We start from the raw sequence: 16,205 nt of genomic DNA on the forward strand, positions 1-16,205 counted from the left end.
AAGGGTGCGCCCCGCCGAACGCTTCCCTTCGTGGCTCGGCACACAGCCGCCGCGGCCCGCGCCGGTCGGCCGCCGTCCGCGGCCGGTAGCGTGATCGCGTGCGGGAGACCACGACGGTACGCGGTACGGCCGGGCCCCGGCGGCTCCGTCCCGCCGGCTGGTGGTGGGACGCGCTGCTGCTGGCCGGGCTGGTCGGGCTGACCGTGGCGCTCGCCACCGACCACCTCTTCGGCGTCGACCGGGCGGTCGCCGACTGGACCGAGGACCACCGGCCGGCGGCGGCGTACTGGGTGGCCCGGGTGTTCAACTTCCTCGGCCAGGGCACCCCGCTGACGCTCCTCGCCGCCGGGCTGGGCGTGCTGCTGGCGGTCCGGCTCCGCTCCGTCCGCCCGGTGCTGCCCCCGGTCACGGCCTTCGCGCTTACCTACCTGACCATCGGGCCGCTCAAGGTGTGGACCGCGCGCCCCGCGCCCAGCGCGAGCGTCAAGGAGCCGTACCTGCCGCCCGAGCAGACCCTGCCGCTGTTCCAGCACGAGCTGCCGGTGAGCTACGCGCAGTCCTACCCGTCGGGCCACGTCGCCAACGCGATCGTCTGGTACGGCGTGCTGGCGCTGCTGATCGCGCCGCTGCTGCGCAACTTCGGCCGGGAGCTGCCGGCCTGGCTGCTCACCGTCGTCCGGCTGGTGCCGCCGCTGGTGGTGCTGACCACCACCACCTACCTGGGGTGGCACTGGCTGACCGACTCGGTGGCCGGGCTGCTGCTCGGGCTGCTGCTGGACCGGCTGCTGCACCGGGTGCCCTGGGACGCCCTGCCCCTGCCCGGCCGGTTGCGCGCCTGGGATCGGCCGTTCACCTCGATCACCTAGTCTGCGGCGCGTGGAGCGGCTGAGGCGCCGGCTGGGCGTACCCGACGCGGTGGTCGTCGGACTGGGATCGATGCTCGGCGCGGGCGTCTTCGTGGTCTTCGCCCCGGCCGCCGCCGCGGCCGGCGGCGGCGGGCTGCTGGTCGCCCTGGCGCTGGCCGGCTTCATCGCCTTCTGCAACGCCACCAGCTCGGCCCGGCTGGCCGCCCGCTACCCGGAGTCGGGCGGCACCTACGTGTACGGGCGGGAGCGGCTGAACCCGTTCGCCGGCTTCCTGGCCGGCTGGGGATTCGTGGTCGGCAAGACGGCGAGCTGCGCGGCGATGGCGCTGACGATCGGGGCGTACCTCTGGCCCGGGCAGGCCCGGCTCGTCGCCGTCGCGGCCGTGCTCGCGGTGACCGCGGTGAACCTGCGCGGCATCGGCAAGACCGCCGCCGCGACGAAGATCCTGGTGGTCGTGGTGCTGGGGGTGCTCGCCCTGGTCGCGGTGGCCGGCGTGGCGGCCGGCGACGTGCGGCTCGACCGGCTCACCGAGTCCGGCGGCTCGGCCCGGGGCGTGCTCACCGCGGCCGGGCTGCTCTTCTTCGCCTTCGCCGGGTACGCCCGGATCGCCACCCTCGGCGAGGAGGTGCGCGATCCGGAGCGGACCATCCCCCGGGCGGTGCCGCTGGCCCTCGGCGTGGTGCTGGCGGTCTACCTGCTCCTCGCCGTGGTCACGGTCGGCGTGCTGGGGCCGGACCGGCTGGCCGGCTCCACCGCGCCCCTGGTCGATGTGGTGACCGCCGCCGGGCTGCCCGGCCTGGCCTGGGTGGTCCGGGCCGGGGCGGCCGTCGCGGTGACCGGGGTGCTGCTCTCCCTGCTCGCCGGGGTCGGCCGGACCCTGCTGGCGATGGCCCGCCGCCACGACTTGCCCGCCGCGCTGGCCGCGGTGCATCCGGTCCACCGGGTACCGCACCGGGCCGAGCTGGCGGTGGCCGCCGTGGTGATCGTGGTGGTGGCGATCGGTGACGTGCGCGGGGCGATCGGCTTCTCCAGCTGCACCGTGCTGGTCTACTACGCGATCACCAACGCGTCGGCGCTCACGCTCGGCCGGGACCCGGCCCGGAAGGTGCCGGTGCGGGCACTGGCCGGGGCGGGACTGGTCGGCTGCCTGCTGCTCGCGGTCAACCTGCCGCCGGCCGGCGCGCTCGCCGGCTTCGGCGTGCTGGCCCTCGGCGCCGCCTGGTACGCCCTCCGCCCCAGACCCTGACCCCACGCCCGTCCCGTCTGATCCGCGGCCGGTCATTCCTCCGGTTCGCGGGGGGCCGGTGGGCCGGCGGGCGCGGCGGGCAGCGGGGTGCTCTCGCGCAGCAGCGCGCTCAGCCCGGCCCGCCGGGCCACCACGGTCAGCCGGTCCCCCGCGTTGATCACCATCCGGGGGTCGGCGGACCAGTCCGTCCGCTGCCCGGCCCGGGTGTGCGCGAGCAGGCGTACCTCGCCGGGGCGGGCCACGGCGGACAGCGGCCGGCCGTCCAGCGGCGCCCCGGCCACCACCGGCACCTCCACCACCAGCAGCGCGTGCCGGTCGACCGGGATGGTGGCGATCACCGCCCGGTCCAGCAGGGCGGCCGCGAACGCCGGCGCGGCCAGGTACGACACGCTGCGGGAGATGCCGATGCCGAACGCCTGCTGGATCCGCTCGGCGAAGTCGCCGTCGAAGAGCCGCAGCACCACCCGCAGCTCGGCGTTGAGCCCCCGGGCGTTGAGCGCGGCGCGCAGGTTGACCCCGTCGTCGGTGGAGACGACCACCAGCGCCTGGCAGGTCTCCACGGAGGCGGAGCGCAGGGTCTCCTCCCGGGCCGCGTCCCCCACGATCAGCGGTACGCCCAGCCGGCGGGCCAGCGCCGCGCCGCGCGCCTCGGCGGTCCGGTCGATCGCCACCACCTCCACGCCGAAGTCGCGCAGCTGGGCCATCACCCGGGTGCCGATGTTGCCCAGCCCGACCACCACGACGTGGCCGGTGCGGTCCGGTTGGATCCGGCCGGCGTGCAGGGCGAGGCGGGCGTTGACGATGCCGTCGACCACCACCGCGGTGATCAGCGGGATCAGCGCCAGCCCGGCGAGGTTGAGCACCACCTGCATGATCTGCGCGGCGGCCGGCTTGGTGACGTCCGGGTCCTGGCCGCTGAGCGTGGTGACCAGCGTCAGGTAGAGCGCCTCGGCCCAGCTCACGTCCACCGCGCGGGAGTTGAGCCAGCCGAGCACCGCGATCACCACCAGCAGCACGATCACCGCGATCCCGATCTTGCGGGTGGCGAAACTGCGGACGGCCCGGAGCAGCACCGCGAGCGGCTGCCGGCGGCGGCGGGCCCGGACCAGCCGGCGGGCGGCCAGCTCGGTGCCGGCCGGCTGGCCGGTCGCCTCGGCGAGCACCACGTCGGCGGTCGGCTCGTCGGCGGGCAGCACGCGGACCAGGGTCGGGTCCGTGGTGACGGCCAGGCCGCAGACGACGTCGCCGGGGCGGACGTCCTCGCGGCGGGCCACGTATAGGGTGCGCCCGGCGTGCCGGAAGTGGGTGGGGGCGACCTCGCCGAGGGCGGCGGCCACGAACGCCGGCGCGGCGATCGAGGCGTCGGAGAGCACCGCCGAGTCGGGGAAGAGCTCGCGCAGGCCGTTGGCGAGGCTGGTGTTGAACATGCGCACCACCAGGCGCAGCCGGGGCTCCACCTCCTGCGCGCAGAGGGCGGCGTGCATGTTGCCCACGTCGTCCTGATGCAGCAGGGCCAGCCCGTCCGCGCCGGCCAGGCCGGCCCGGCGGAAGGTGGTCTCGTCGAGCCGGTCGGCCCGGACCACCTGGATGCCGTCGATGTCGCGGCCGTCCGGCCCGTCGGAGCGGCGGCGCTCGGGCACGACCAGGGTGATGCGGACCCGGCCCTGGGCCAGCTCGGTGGCGAGCAGCGCCTTGACCACCCAGTAGGCGAGCGGGTCGTTGCCGCAGACCACGTAGTGCGGCCGCGTGTCGCCGTTGGCCCGCAACCGCCAGCCGGTCGCGCGGCGCGCGCGATCGCGCAGGGGTTCCGCCATGACCGGATCGTAGTCAGCCGGTCGCACCGGGCGCAGCCCCGCTGATCATGGGCGCATGTCGGGGCGTACGGCGGGTAGTGCAGCGGCATGCAGACGTTCCTGCCGTACCCGGACTTCCTGGCGAGCGCCCGGACGCTGGACCAGAAGCGGCTGGGCAAGCAGCGCGTGGAGACCATCCAGGTGCTGCGCGGGCTGACCCGCCCCGGCTACGGCTGGCGCAACCACCCGGCGGTGAAGATGTGGGCCGGGTACGAGGAGGCGCTCACCCGGTACGGGCTGGACATGTGCGCCGTCTGGTGCGAGCCGGGCCGGGCGGACACCTGCGCCGGCACCATGACCACCGACCTCGCCGCGGCCTGCGGGATCGAGCGGATCAGGACGCAGGCCGAGCTGGCCGAGGCCGGTGAGCTGCCACCCTGGCTGGGCCGGGAGGACCTGCACCTGAGCCACCGCTCGTCGCTGCTGCGCAAGGACCCGGAGCACTACCGCCCGCAGTTCGGCGACGTCCCGCCCGACCTGGAGTACGTCTGGCCCGCCTCCGACCGGGAACGGCGCTGTCTGCTGCCGTCGGAGAGCTGACCGGGCAGACTGGAGGCTCCGTCGGGCGGAGGGTGCACATGGCGCTGTCGCAGCTGCTGGGCCGGCTCATCGGCGTACGGGAGCGGGTGGTCGACCCGGGCGGCGGTGGCGCCCCCCGCGTGCCGCACCCGGTCGAGGCCGTGGTGGTCGGCGGCGGGATCGCCGGCATGTCGGCGGCCGTGGTGCTCGCCGAGCGGGGCGTGACGGTCACCGTGCTGGAGGCCGCGCCGACCCTCGGCGGCCGGCTGGGCGCCTGGCCGGAGGCGCTCGCCGACGGCACGCAGTTCACCGAGCACGGCTTCCACGCGTTCTTCCGGCAGTACTACAACTGGCGGTCGATCCTGCGCCGCATCGACCCGGGTCTGGGCTTCCTCAAGCCGATCCCCGGGTACCCGATCCTGAGCGGGCAGTGGCCGGCGGAGGAGTTCGGCAAGCTGCCGCCGGCCTCGCCGATGAACCTGCTCACGCTCCTGCTGCGCAGCCCCAGCCTGCGCCTGGCCGACCTGCGCGGGATGGACCGCGACGCCGCACTGCCGCTGCTCACCTACGACCCGGAGCGCACCTACGCCGAGTTCGACCGCACCACCGCCGACGAGCTGCTCACCTCGCTGCGGCTGCCGGACCGGGCCCGGGCCATGCTCTTCGAGGTCTTCTCGCACTCGTTCTTCAACCGCGAGGCGGAGATGTCGGCCGCCGAGATGATCGCCCAGTTCCACTTCTACCTGCTGGGCAACCCGGAGGGGCTGGCCTTCGACTGCCCGGACGAGGACTACGCGACGGCGATCTGGCAGCCGCTGACCCGGCACGTGGAGAAGCACGGCGGCCGGGTCGTCACCGACGCCGCCGCCACCCGGCTGGACCGGGAGCCGGGCGGCTGGCGGGTGAGCATCGCCGACGGCTCGTCGTACCGGGCCGGGCACGTGGTGCTCGCCGTCGACCCGCCCGCGCTCGCCGCGCTGGTGGCAGCCTCCCCCGGTCTGCGGGGGGCGGCGCCCCGGCTGGTGGCGCGGATGCCCGCGTTCGGCCGGCCCGGTCCGCCGTACGCGGTGGCGCGCTACTGGATGGACGGGGACGTGCGCGCCGACCGGGCGGTGTTCAGCGGGGTCTCCCGGCAGCCCACCCTGGACTCGGTGACCCTCTACCACCGGCTGGAGAACGAGTCCCGGCGGTGGGCCGAGCGGACCGGCGGCTCGGTGGTGGAGCTGCACGCGTACGCCTGCGACGAGGGCGTGCCCGCCGAGGAGCTGGCCGAGCGGATGCGGGTCGAGCTGACCACGCTCTGGCCGGAGGCGGCCGGGCTGCGGGTCCGCGAGCTGCGTGCCCGGGTGGAGGCCCAGGCCCCGGCGTTCACCCCGGGCAGCCACGCCGACCGGCCGGGGGTACGCACCGACGCCGACGGCCTCTATCTGGCCGGCGACGGCATCCGGACGGAGTTCCCGAGCGCGCTGATGGAACGTTCGGCGGCGACCGGCATCCTCGCCGCCAACCACATCCTGCGGGCCGAGGGCGCGGCGGCCGAGCCGGTCCGGTCGATCCGCCCGCGCGGCCTGCTCGCCCGCCGCTGAGGCATCCCCGCCGGGGCGCGATCTTCAGCGAATCGCCCCTTTTGTCCGCCTGGCTGCTCTACGCTCGACTGACGTCGATCAACGCCGGCGAGTGCCGGCACGGGAGGTCAGGAGGGGTGTCGCCACTGCATCGGTCCGCTGTGGACACCGCACCGGCCGAGGACGGGCGCGACGACGCGTACGGGCTGCTCCGCGACGAGCGGGCGTGCATCGTGACGGCGCTGCGGCTCGGCTGGTGGATGGCCGACGCGTATCACCGGGGGCAGACCGTCGACCTGACCGGCGGTGACCACCGCCCGGCCACGGCGCCCGCGAAGCTGTCCAACCTGACGGAGATGTCGGGCCGGCACCGGATGCGGATGTACCTCGACGGGGTGGACGTGGCCCTCGCCCAGATCGCCCAGCTGACCAGCACCGACCGGCCCGGCCCGTCCACCGCGGCCGCCCGCGCGTGCCTCGGCGAGGGCGACGGCCCCGTCGAGGTGACCACCCTGCTGCTCGCCATGGACGAGCTGAACGTCGACGTGCTGCGCTGGGCGACCGCCACCAACCACCGGGTGGGGCTGGCGTACCGGCTGGGCCGCTCGCTGGCCGACACCGTACGGCAGGGCGACGGCGAGCAACTGGTCCACCGCTTCGGCGGCCGGCAGGTCGAGATCAGCCGCTGGCTGGACGAGCTGGCCAGCGTGCTCCCCCCGTACTCGGCGGCGGTGGTGCGACGCTCCCTGGCGGCGTGGGCGGCCGCGGTCACCCGGGCCGGGGCCGGCGACGCGGCCGAGCTCTCCCGCGAGCTGCGCAACCAGGGGGAGCTGTGGCGCGGGGTGCTCACCGGCGGGCTGCACCCGAGGGACCTGCTCGACGAGGAGAACTGGGCGGTCATCGCCCGCAACCTGATCATCCGGGACCGGAAACTGGTGGTCCAGGCCGCCCGGGGGATCTTCTGGCCGGTGCTCGTACCCCTGCTGGCGGTGCTCGGCGCGGTCGTCGGGGTGAGCGCCGCCGCGGCGGCCGGCTCACCCACCACCCGGGCGGCCGTCGCCCTGGTCGGCCTCGGCGCCGGGCTGACCGCCATCTGGCGCTCGGTCTCCGGGCCGACCCTCTCCGTCGCCGCCGAGATCAATCGGCCGCTGCTGGACAGCGAGCTGACCACCCAGATGGCGGCGCGGATCAACACGCCCCTCGCGGCCGCGCGGGCCGCCGGCGGCGCCGGGCGGCAGCGACGCCCGGACCGGGCCGAGGGCGGATCGAAATACGTTGCCCCTCTCTCCGGGGTGGACCTACCGTGATCGCGCAAGGTCAACCAGCCCGCCGGGAGTCAGTCATGTCGTTGTCGCACGTCACGTGCGCGTGGTCGACGCTGCCGTCGGACGGTTGCCGAGCCGAAGGTCCCCGGGGCGGGGAACCCGACTGACGCGTGCCCGCACGCGCTGCAGCCGCCCGTCCCCACCCGGACCGGGCGGCTTTTCGCTGTCCGGACCGGTCCGCCGCCGATCGTGAAGGGAGAGCCCGGTGGACGCCGTCCTCGTCATCAACGCCGACCTCGGCCCGCTGCACCGGGTCACCGTCCAGCACGCGATCCGGATGCTGTGCCGCCGGGTCGCCGAGATCCACGAGGCCGAGCCGGACCAGGTGATCGGGGTCTTCCCGGTCCCCCGGGTGGTCCGCCTCGTCCGGTACGTGGTCACCCGCTGGCGGTTCCACGCCGGGCCGGCCTGGTCCCGGGCCGGCGTGCTGCGGCGCGACGCCCGGTGCTGCGCGTACTGCGGCGGCCCGGCCGGCACCATCGACCACATCCTGCCCCGCTCGCGCGGCGGCCGGAACACCTGGAAGAACACGACCGCCGCCTGCTACGCCTGCAACCAGCGCAAGGGCGACCGGACGCCGGCCGAGGCGGGCATGCCGCTGCGGCGGGAACCGGTGACGCCGAGCTGGGCCGCGTTCGCCGGGCGGTGATCGACCGGCCGGCGGGCACAGGGGGCCGCGTCGGAGAGGTACGCCTCCGGCGCGGCGCCCGCCGGTCCCCTCAGTCCGAGGCGACGGCCAGTCCGCGCAGCGCGCGCACTGCTCAGCCCGCGCGCCTGGCTGCCGATCCTGCGTGCGGTGCTGCGCAGCTCGTGGGCCGTCCTGCGGGGCCGGGAGCGCCCACCGGCGGCCGTTCCGCACGGCGGGCGGTTCGGGCTCCCCGCCGACTTCCTGATCGCCCCGGACGGCTCGGTCCTGGCCAGCAGGCACGGCGAGCACGTCTACGACCAGTGGTCGGTCGACGAACTGCTCAGGCTCGTCACGTCGCCTTCGACTCCGCCGGCTCCGGGGACCGGCGGCTGACGGACGCCGACCCGCCCTCGCCGCCGGAGCTCACTGCCGCCCCCTGCGGGCCGACGCCAAGGATGGGTTGCCGACGCTACGGACTTGATGTCATGGACGACTCACGGCTCGGGCAGGAACCTCGCGAAGGTCCGCGGCGAGGCGGCGCAGCTGCTCGCCGGGTTCGTGCCAGATCGTGATCGACGCCCGCCACGCGTCCGACGGCGACACCCGGGGTTCAAGATCCCAGGTCGGTGCGACACCCCGGGTCCGCCTGGCATCGGATTGTCACGTCGAGCTCGTCGGCAGGCAGGCGAAGATGCGGCACGGCAGGGACGGTAGAGCCTCCGGGTACGCCGGGGCAGGCGCATTCCCGGCTCGCGCGACCTGGCGATCCGTCTACGCCATCAAGTCCGTAGCGACCGGAAGGTGTCCGAGGATGCCGGGCCGGCCGGCCCCTCGAACCGACGGGGCCACGATCAGCGCCGGTCAGGGGCGGTCGGACGGTGACCAGGCGAAGTTCGGCAGCCGCCGCTCGCGGTGGGCCGCGACGCCCTCGCGGGCCTCGCCGCTGTCCCGTACCTTCCGGTGCCACCAGGCGATCCGGGCCGGCCCGGCCCGGTCGTCCACGATCTCCTTCGCGGCGGCGACGCTGAGCGGCGAGCGCTGAGCGATGGCGGTGGTGATCGCGTCCACCCGGGCGGCGGGATCGTCGACCACCTCGTCCACCAGGCCGACCCGCAGGGCCCGCTCGGCGTCGATCAGCTCGGCGGTGAAGAGCAGGAACTTCGCGGTGGCGGGGCCGACCAGCCGGGTCAGCCGGCGGGTGGTCGGGGCCGGGTAGACCAGTCCGAGCCGCGCGGGCGGCACGCCGAAGCGGGCGTCCGGGGCGGCGACGCGCAGGTCGCAGGCGACCGCGAGCTGGCAGCCGCCGCCGACGCAGGGCCCCTGGACGGCGGCGACGGTCGGCTTGGCGAAGGCGGCCAGCCGCTCCTCGGCGACGACCGCGATGCTCTGGTCACCGGCGTCCAGCAGCTCGTCGAGGTCGCCCAGGTCGGCCCCGGCGCAAAAGGTGCCGTCCGCGCCGGTGAGCACCAGGGCGCGTACCCCGGGGTCGGCCTCCAGTCCGTCGAGCAGCACCGGCAGCCGCCGCCACATGTCTGGCGTCATCGCGTTGCGCCGGGCCGGGTTCCGGATCGTCACCGTCGCCACCGCGCCGGTCACCTCGACGGTCAGCTCCGCGTCCGACACCCAGACCACCCCTTCCCGCCGGCCGGCGCGCGCCGGCCCGGTCCGGCGACCATAACGGCGCGGGCCCGGCGACCACCCGCGAGGGGTGGCCGCCGGGCCCGCCGACGGTGAGGTCAGGTCAGGTCAGGCGACGTTGACCGCGGTGTCGTCGACCACGAAGGACGTCTGGAGCGAGGAGTCCTCGGTGCCGGTGAACTTCAGGGTGACGGTCTGGCCGGCGTACGAGGCCAGCGAGAACGACTTCTGCGCGTACCCGGCGGCCTTGTTCAGGTTCGAGTAGGTCGCCAGGGTCGCCAGCACCGTCCCGGAGGAGCTGAGCACCTGCACCCGGAACGTGTCGTACGCGGTGCCGGTGGTGGTCTCCGCCGAGTCGATGTGCAGCCAGAAGCTGAAGTTGTACGACGTGCAACCGGCCGGCAGGCTCACCGCCTGGGAGAGCGTGTCGGTGCGGGTGCTGCCGTAGCCGTTCAGCCAGGCGTTACGGGTGCCGGTCCGGGCGGGCTGGCCGGTGAACGAACCGATCACGCCCGAGGTCGACGCCCACGGGGTGGTGCCGGACTCGAAGCCGGGGTTGCCGAGCTTCTGGCCGGCGCCGGTGCAGCCGCCGCCGGTGCCGTTGACGGTCAGCGTGTAGGTCGCCGTCCGGTTCACCGAGCCGGCGCCGGTGACGGTCACCGTGTAGGTGCCGGCCGGGGTGCCTGCCGTGGTGGCGATGGTGAGGGTCGACGAACCGCCGGAGGTGACCGAGGCCGGGCTGAACGAGGCGGTGGCCCCGGTCGGCAGGCCGGTCGCGGAGAACGTCACGGTCTGCGCGGTGCCGCTGGTGGTGGCGGTCCCGACGGTGGTCGAGACCGAGCCGCCCGCGGTCACCGAGCCGGAGGTCGGGGAGAGCGAGACGGAGAAGTCGTTACCGGTCGACGAGCAGGGCGCGTCGTTGCCGGAGACGGCCACCGCGGTCCACGCCGCCTGGACGGTCCTGTACTCGGTGGAGCAGTTGCCGTACAGGTCGGTCGCCGCGCGCAGCGTGTAGGCGCGGGCGGTGTTCGACGGCGTGGTGTTGTTGACGTACGAGGTGTTGGAGGTGAAGTACACGTCCAGGGCGCGGAACCAGATCTTCTCCGCCTTGGCCCGGCCGATGCCGGTCACCGCCGGGGCGGTGCCGCAGATCGGCGAGGTGCCGTACGCGGTGGAGCCGGTGCCCTCGGCCAGGTTGAAGAAGAAGTGGTTGGCCACCCCGGACGAGTAGTGCACGTCCTTGTTCTTGGTGCCGGTCGTCCAGCAGGTGTCGGACGAGCCGTCCAGCTTCGGGTCGTACATGTAGCGCAGCGGCGTACCGTTGCCGTTGATGTTGATCTTCTCGCCGACCTGGTAGTCACCGGGGTCGGCGGTGGTGTTGGCGTAGAACTCGACCATGTTGCCGAAGATGTCGCTGGTGGCCTCGTTGAGGCCGCCGGACTCGCCGGAGTAGGTCAGGCCGCCGGGGACCACGTTCTCGGTGACGCCGTGGCTCATCTCGTGCGCGGCCACGTCGAGCGAGACCAGCGGGCGGGAGTTGCCGGAGCCGTCGCCGTAGGTCATCCGGGAGCCGTCCCAGAAGGCGTTGACGTAGTTGTTGCCGTAGTGCACCCGGCTCGGCACGCCGCGGCCGTCGCCGAAGATGCCGTTGCGGCCGTGCACGTTCTTGAAGTAGTCGTAGGTCTTGGCGGCGCCGAAGTGGGCGTCGACACCGGCGCGCTGGCGGGTGTTCGTGTCACCCCAGCTGTTGTCGTTGTTGGTGAACGTCGTGCAGGTCGACGTCCCGTTGTTCATGTCGCAGGTGCTGCCGTTGCCGTGCGACGGGTCGATCATCTGGTACGTGCTGCCGGAGAGCGTGGTGTCGACCTCGACCGTGCCGGAGTAGACGCTCTGGCCCGTGCCGGCCACCATCTCGATCTCGTCGTACGAGCCGATCACCTTGCCGGTGAGCGCGTCGCTGATGACGTGGAAGCGCGACGGGGTCTGGCCGTCGGTGTGCCAGCCGGAGAGCACGGTCTCGTAGGCGAGGCGACCCTTGCCGGAGCTGGCGTCGACGAAGAGCTCGGGCGAGCCGACGCTCTCCAGCTTGCCGGAGAAGGCCTTGCGGGCCGTCGCCTTGACGGAGGTCAGCGTGACCTTCGGGGCGGTCGCGAGGGTGAGCGGTGCGGCCAGGCCGACCGAGGAGCCGGCGTAGCTGCCGTTGGGCGCCGTGTGGATGACGAAGTCACCACCGTAGACGCGCAGGCCCTTGAAGGTCCGGGTGTAGCGGGTGTGCGCCGCGCCGTTCGCGTCCACCTTCGTGCGGACCGCCTGGTACGACTCTCCGCTGACGCCCTGAACGGCGCCGGGGTTGTTGCGGAGCAGGCTTTCGGCACGAGCTGCGGGTGAGGTGTCCGGGGCGGGGGCGCTGGGGGCCGCCTGCGCTGCGGTGGCGACGCAGGTCAGCATGCCGCTGGTAAGCAGCGCTGCGCTGACGGCGGCGAGGGTTCTCTTCACGTGCCCTCCTGACAAGGAAAGATGTGACGGGGGTAGTCACGCATGTAAATATGCAGATACATGAAGCAAAAGAGAAGGGGGGAAGCGCTTCCATCCCGCGACACTGGCCGAACGGAGGATGAGCCCTGGTGAGGGAACCCGGCGGCGTCGATGCACGTCCGAACGGCATGAGATCATCCGTCCTGGCCATTGTCAAGATCGTAACTGTGGCCGGCCTCCTGACCGGCTGCTCAGCAACCGGTTCCGGTTCACCTGCACCGGCGTCGGACACCCCCACCGGCGGCACCGCCACGGCCACCTCCGGCACCGCCACGCCGAGCGGCACCGCCAGCGGCGTCCTCGCCGCGACCGCCCGCCCGGTGACGCTGACCCGCAGCGGCGGCTTCGCGGGCGGCACCGAGACGGTGACCGTCGGACCGGACGGCCGATGGACGGCGACCGATCGCACCGGAGCCGCCCGGACGGGTCAGCTCTCCCCCGCCGAGATCGACCGGCTGAGCGCGCTGAGCGGCCTCATCCCTCAAGGCGGCGGCCCGGGCGGCCCGGACGCCCGCTGCGCGGACACCTACACCTACCGGTTGACCGTCGGGCAGAACACCGTCGACTGGACCGACTGCCAGAACGGTCCCCAACCGTCGTCCACCGCGACCGAAGTGGCCGACCTCCTGCTCCGCGTCGGCGGCCTGCGCTGACGCCGGGCTACCAGCCCGCCGCCGCGGTCAGCAGCGCCCGCCGCACCGCCTGTACCTCGCGCCGCCCGGCCACCGCCGGCCGGGCGGCCAGGAAGAGCGTGTTCAGCGGCGGCACCGGCGGGCTCAGCAGCGGGCGCAGCGCGCCGGAGGCCAGCTCACCCCGGCACAGGTACGTCGGCAGCACGCTCGCCCCGGCACCGGCCACCACGGCCGCCAGCACCGCGCGCAGGTCGGCCACCACCAGGCTGGGCGTACGGGTGAGCCGGGTGTCGAAGACCGACCGCCACCAGCGGCGCAGGATCGGCGCCTCCTCCGCGTAGGCGACCAGCGGCACGTCGCGCAGGGCCTGCGGGGTCACCGGGTCGGGCAGCCGCTCGGCCCAGGCGGGCGCGGCGACCAGGGCGAACTCCTCGTCGTAGAGCGGCTCGGCGGTCAGTCCCCGTCGTCGCGGGCGCACACTGCTCACCGCCAGGTCGAGCCGGCCGGCGGCGACGTCGTCGAGGAGCTGCTCGGGCAGCCCCGCGGCGACCCGCAGCTCCAGGCCCTCGGCGACCAGCCCGGCCACCGCTGGCAGCGCCCGCTCCGCGAGGAACTCGGCCGGTCCGCCGAGGAAGACCGTCCGGGGGTACGGCGTGGCCGTGTCGTCGGCGAGCACGGCGTCGAGGCGGTCCAGCGGCTCGGCCACCCGGCGGGCCAGCTCGTCGCCGGCCGGGGTGGGCAGCACGCCTCTCGGCAACCGGTCGAAGAGCGGGCGTCCCACCGCCTCCTCCAGCGCCCGGACCTGGGCGGTGACCGTCGGCTGGGCCAGCCCGAGCAGCTCCGCGGCGGCCGTGATCGAACCGGACCGGTGCACGGCCAGGAAGCTACGGAGCAGGTCGAGCGACACCTTCACATCAGCAAACCTATCGCCGATGTGTCCTTCGCCTATTGGTGAGCTATGGATTCGCGCGCCAGCATGGTCGGCATGACACGTGCACTCATCGCGCTGACCAGCCACCGCCAGCTCGGCACCACCGGCCGCGAGACCGGCTTCTACGTCGGCGAGGCCGCGGAGCCGTGGGAGGTGTTCCGGGCCGCCGGCTGGGACGTCGACCTCGTCTCGGTGGCCGGCGGCCGGCCGCCGGTCGACGGCCATGACGAGAACGACAAGACCCAGAACGACTTCCTGGCCACCGCCGGGGTGGAGCACACGGCCCGAGCCGCCGACGTCGACCCGACCGGGTACGACGTGGTCGTTTTCGCCGGCGGTCACGGCACCATGTGGGACTTCCCCGACGACCCCGACCTGGCGCGCATCGCCGCAACGGTCTACGAGCGCGGCGGGATCGTCTCGGCGGTCTGCCACGGCCCGTCCGCGCTGGTGAACCTGAAGCTCTCCGACGGCTCGTACCTGGTGGCGGGCAAGCGGGTGGCCGGCTTCACCAACGACGAGGAGAGCGCCGTCGGGCTCACCGACGTGGTTCCCTTCCTGCTCGCCGACAAGCTCACCGAGGCCGGTGCCGTGCACGTCCCGGCGCCGAACTTCACCGAGCACGTCGTCGTCGACGGCCGCCTGGTCACCGGTCAGAATCCGCAGTCCGCCCGCGCCATGGCCGAAGCCGTCGTCACCGCCGTCACCTCCCGCTGACCCGTCCCACCCCCCTCTCCCGGGTCCCAGATTCACGGAAAGAGTGGCTGTTCCGCGCGGAACAGCCACTCTTTCTCCGAAAGTGCCGCCATCGGTGGGCTCGCGGGGAGGGGGTCAGTGGCGGTGGAGGAGGCGGAAGCGTTCGGCGACCGCCAGGGTGTCGTCGTCGACGGTGAACTCCGGGTCGCCGAGCCAGCCCCGGTAGTCCGGCCCGTGCCAGTACGCCTCGTGCCCGGCGCGCCAGGCGGCGACCGACTGGTACCCCTCGCCCTCGTCCTGGGCGTGGTCGAGGTCGACGTCGCCGAGCCGGACGACGCGTACCTCGGTCAGCTCGATGAGCGCGACCGGGCGGTCGGCGGAGTCGACCACCACCGAGCGTTCACCGACCACCGGCAGCGGCTCGCCGTCGCGCTCGTAGTCCTGCAGCAGGCCGGTGGTGGAGGTCTTCGCGCCGGCGAGGACGGCGGCGACGAGCTGGTCGCGCAGCGGCCCCGGAAAGGCGAACTCGGTCTTCGGCAGGTCGGGCGGCGGGGTCGTCATCCGGCGACCGTAGCCGCCACCGCCCGCCGGTCACACCCGATAATCGCTGGGCAGCCCGGTGCCGCGCAGCTCCGGCGGCAGGTGGGCCACGTCGTTGAAGGCGATCAGGCTGGGCGGCCCGGACGAGCTGTAGCGGATCACGGTCAGCCCGGCGTTGTGGTGGTTCACCCCCAGCCAGCGCCGCGCCGGGGCGTCCAGGGCGTGCCGGACCAGCCAGGCGATCAGGAAGTTGTGGGTGATCACCAACTCGCGTACGTCACCCTCGGCCGGGGCGGTGGCGAACCGGGCGACGGCCTCCGCCGCCAGTCGCGGCCCGTCGGCCCGCTCGCGCTCGGAGAAATGGGCCAGGAAGTCCGCGTACGCCACGGGCAGGCCGGCCGGATCGGTGTCGTGCGGCAGATGGTCACCGGCCAGCTCGGTCTCGTACACCGGGACCCTCGGCAGCGACGCCGCGACCACCTCGGCGGTCTCGGCGGCCCGGCGCAGCGGGCCGTGGTGGATGGCCTGCAACGGTACGGCCCGCAGCCGCTGGCCGAGCAGCGCGGCCTGACGGCGACCCCGCTCGGAGAGCCCCACCTCGGCCGACTCGACCTCCGGGCGGTCCTGCTCGCCGTGCCGAACCAGATAGAGCAGTCGGGTGGCCATCGTCGTCTCCTCGTGCGGCCGGGAGGCGCGATGCTAACCCGCGCCTCCCGGCCGTCGCCGCCCCGCTCACGGTCAGCGAGGCCACCGTCGCAGCGCTGCCATGAAGGCCGCCTCAGGCCCGGGGGAACATCTGGCCGATGCGGATCTTGTTGCCGAACGGGTCGCGGATGCCGAAGTCGATCCCGTACGGGCGCTCCATCGGCTCGTCGGTGATCTCCACCCCCTTGGCGACCAGGTCCTCGTACGTCTTGTGGGCGTCGTCGGTGGTCATGAAGAGGTAGCCGCCCAGCGCCCCCTTGGTCAGCAGCTCGCGGACCTGCTCGGCGGTGGCCGGGTCGAGCGCCGGCGGTCCGGGCTTCTCCAGCAGGATCTCGCGCTCCGGGTCGCCCGGGAGGTTGACCGTGAGCCAGCGCATGAAGCCGAGGTCCTGGTCGGTGTTGATCTCCATGCCGAGCTTGCCGACGTAGAAGTCGAGGGCCTCGTCCTGGTCGAGGACGTAGATCTGGGAGCGGCTGATCGCGTTCATCGTCATGCCCATGACGCTAGAGGTCGCCCCTGACCTGCT

16 protein-coding genes and 1 pseudogene are annotated in these 16,205 nt (G+C 73.9%); 9 read left to right on the top strand and 8 right to left on the bottom strand.

Features of this window, described 5'->3' with window-relative positions:
• The first annotated feature begins 98 nt into the window (after nt 1-98).
• The gene (locus ACSNN7_RS09650) at nt 99-866 is read left to right on the top strand and encodes a phosphatase PAP2 family protein (protein WP_436680335.1); all 768 of its coding nucleotides are present in this window, start codon (nt 99-101) and stop codon (nt 864-866) included.
• A 10-nt stretch (nt 867-876) separates the two neighbouring features.
• A complete protein-coding gene (locus ACSNN7_RS09655) occupies nt 877-2,112 on the top strand; it encodes an APC family permease (protein WP_436680336.1) in 1,236 nt (411 codons plus the stop codon).
• 32 nt (nt 2,113-2,144) lie between these two features.
• Here ACSNN7_RS09655 and ACSNN7_RS09660 read toward each other — a convergent pair whose 3' ends face one another.
• Complete coding sequence (locus tag ACSNN7_RS09660; RefSeq protein ID WP_436680337.1) at nt 2,145-3,926, bottom strand: NAD-binding protein; 1,782 nt, start codon at nt 3,924-3,926, stop codon at nt 2,145-2,147.
• Between the two features lie 87 nt (nt 3,927-4,013).
• Here ACSNN7_RS09660 and ACSNN7_RS09665 point away from each other — a divergent pair, with 87 nt between their 5' ends.
• The 5 genes from ACSNN7_RS09665 (at nt 4,014) to ACSNN7_RS09685 (ending at nt 8,395) form a co-directional block, all read left to right on the top strand.
• A complete protein-coding gene (locus ACSNN7_RS09665; RefSeq protein ID WP_334449818.1) occupies nt 4,014-4,505 on the top strand; it encodes an MSMEG_6728 family protein in 492 nt (163 codons plus the stop codon).
• A gap of 38 nt (nt 4,506-4,543) precedes the next feature.
• Nucleotides 4,544-6,070, top strand: a complete 1,527-nt coding sequence (locus ACSNN7_RS09670) for an FAD-dependent oxidoreductase (RefSeq protein ID WP_436680338.1) — start codon at nt 4,544-4,546, stop codon at nt 6,068-6,070.
• Between the two features lie 140 nt (nt 6,071-6,210).
• On the top strand, nt 6,211-7,356 hold the full coding sequence (locus ACSNN7_RS09675) for a hypothetical protein (RefSeq protein WP_436680339.1): 1,146 nt from the start codon (nt 6,211-6,213) through the stop codon (nt 7,354-7,356).
• 223 nt (nt 7,357-7,579) lie between these two features.
• Nucleotides 7,580-8,023, top strand: coding sequence for an HNH endonuclease (locus ACSNN7_RS09680; RefSeq protein ID WP_436680340.1), 444 nt, complete (start codon nt 7,580-7,582; stop codon nt 8,021-8,023).
• A 147-nt stretch (nt 8,024-8,170) separates the two neighbouring features.
• The gene (locus tag ACSNN7_RS09685; protein WP_436680341.1) at nt 8,171-8,395 is read left to right on the top strand and encodes a hypothetical protein; all 225 of its coding nucleotides are present in this window, start codon (nt 8,171-8,173) and stop codon (nt 8,393-8,395) included.
• A 90-nt stretch (nt 8,396-8,485) separates the two neighbouring features.
• Here ACSNN7_RS09685 and ACSNN7_RS09690 read toward each other — a convergent pair.
• The 3 genes and pseudogenes from ACSNN7_RS09690 to ACSNN7_RS09700 all read right to left on the bottom strand — a co-directional run.
• Nucleotides 8,486-8,623: pseudogene (locus ACSNN7_RS09690) on the bottom strand (DUF6228 family protein); the annotation flags it as partial.
• A gap of 240 nt (nt 8,624-8,863) precedes the next feature.
• On the bottom strand, nt 8,864-9,625 hold the full coding sequence (locus ACSNN7_RS09695; protein WP_436680342.1) for an enoyl-CoA hydratase/isomerase family protein: 762 nt from the start codon (nt 9,623-9,625) through the stop codon (nt 8,864-8,866).
• 123 nt (nt 9,626-9,748) lie between these two features.
• Nucleotides 9,749-12,136, bottom strand: coding sequence for a M4 family metallopeptidase (locus ACSNN7_RS09700; protein ID WP_436680343.1), 2,388 nt, complete (start codon nt 12,134-12,136; stop codon nt 9,749-9,751).
• A gap of 206 nt (nt 12,137-12,342) precedes the next feature.
• Here ACSNN7_RS09700 and ACSNN7_RS09705 point away from each other — a divergent pair, with 206 nt between their 5' ends.
• A complete protein-coding gene (locus ACSNN7_RS09705; protein ID WP_436680344.1) occupies nt 12,343-12,828 on the top strand; it encodes a hypothetical protein in 486 nt (161 codons plus the stop codon).
• Nucleotides 12,829-12,835: 7 nt separating this feature from the next.
• On the opposite strand, the gene ACSNN7_RS09710 is transcribed toward ACSNN7_RS09705, so the two are convergent.
• Nucleotides 12,836-13,720 carry a LysR family transcriptional regulator gene (locus ACSNN7_RS09710; protein WP_436680345.1) on the bottom strand — a complete coding sequence of 295 codons (885 nt, stop codon included), beginning with the start codon at nt 13,718-13,720 and terminating at the stop codon, nt 12,836-12,838.
• 72 nt (nt 13,721-13,792) lie between these two features.
• Between ACSNN7_RS09710 and ACSNN7_RS09715 the strand changes: the two genes are divergently transcribed.
• The gene (locus ACSNN7_RS09715; RefSeq protein WP_436680346.1) at nt 13,793-14,455 is read left to right on the top strand and encodes a type 1 glutamine amidotransferase domain-containing protein; all 663 of its coding nucleotides are present in this window, start codon (nt 13,793-13,795) and stop codon (nt 14,453-14,455) included.
• Between the two features lie 114 nt (nt 14,456-14,569).
• Here the strand turns inward: ACSNN7_RS09715 and ACSNN7_RS09720 are convergent, their stop codons facing one another.
• From ACSNN7_RS09720 to ACSNN7_RS09730, 3 genes are all read right to left on the bottom strand, one after another.
• Nucleotides 14,570-14,995 carry an ASCH domain-containing protein gene (locus ACSNN7_RS09720; protein ID WP_436680347.1) on the bottom strand — a complete coding sequence of 142 codons (426 nt, stop codon included), beginning with the start codon at nt 14,993-14,995 and terminating at the stop codon, nt 14,570-14,572.
• A gap of 30 nt (nt 14,996-15,025) precedes the next feature.
• Nucleotides 15,026-15,640 carry a histidine phosphatase family protein gene (locus ACSNN7_RS09725; RefSeq protein WP_436680348.1) on the bottom strand — a complete coding sequence of 205 codons (615 nt, stop codon included), beginning with the start codon at nt 15,638-15,640 and terminating at the stop codon, nt 15,026-15,028.
• A gap of 112 nt (nt 15,641-15,752) precedes the next feature.
• Nucleotides 15,753-16,172 (bottom strand): VOC family protein, encoded by a 420-nt coding sequence (locus tag ACSNN7_RS09730; protein WP_436680349.1) that lies wholly within the window; start codon nt 16,170-16,172, stop codon nt 15,753-15,755.
• Nucleotides 16,173-16,205 lie beyond the last annotated feature (33 nt).

The organism is Micromonospora sp. URMC 105, assembly GCF_051386295.1.
Classification (GTDB): domain Bacteria; phylum Actinomycetota; class Actinomycetes; order Mycobacteriales; family Micromonosporaceae; genus Micromonospora.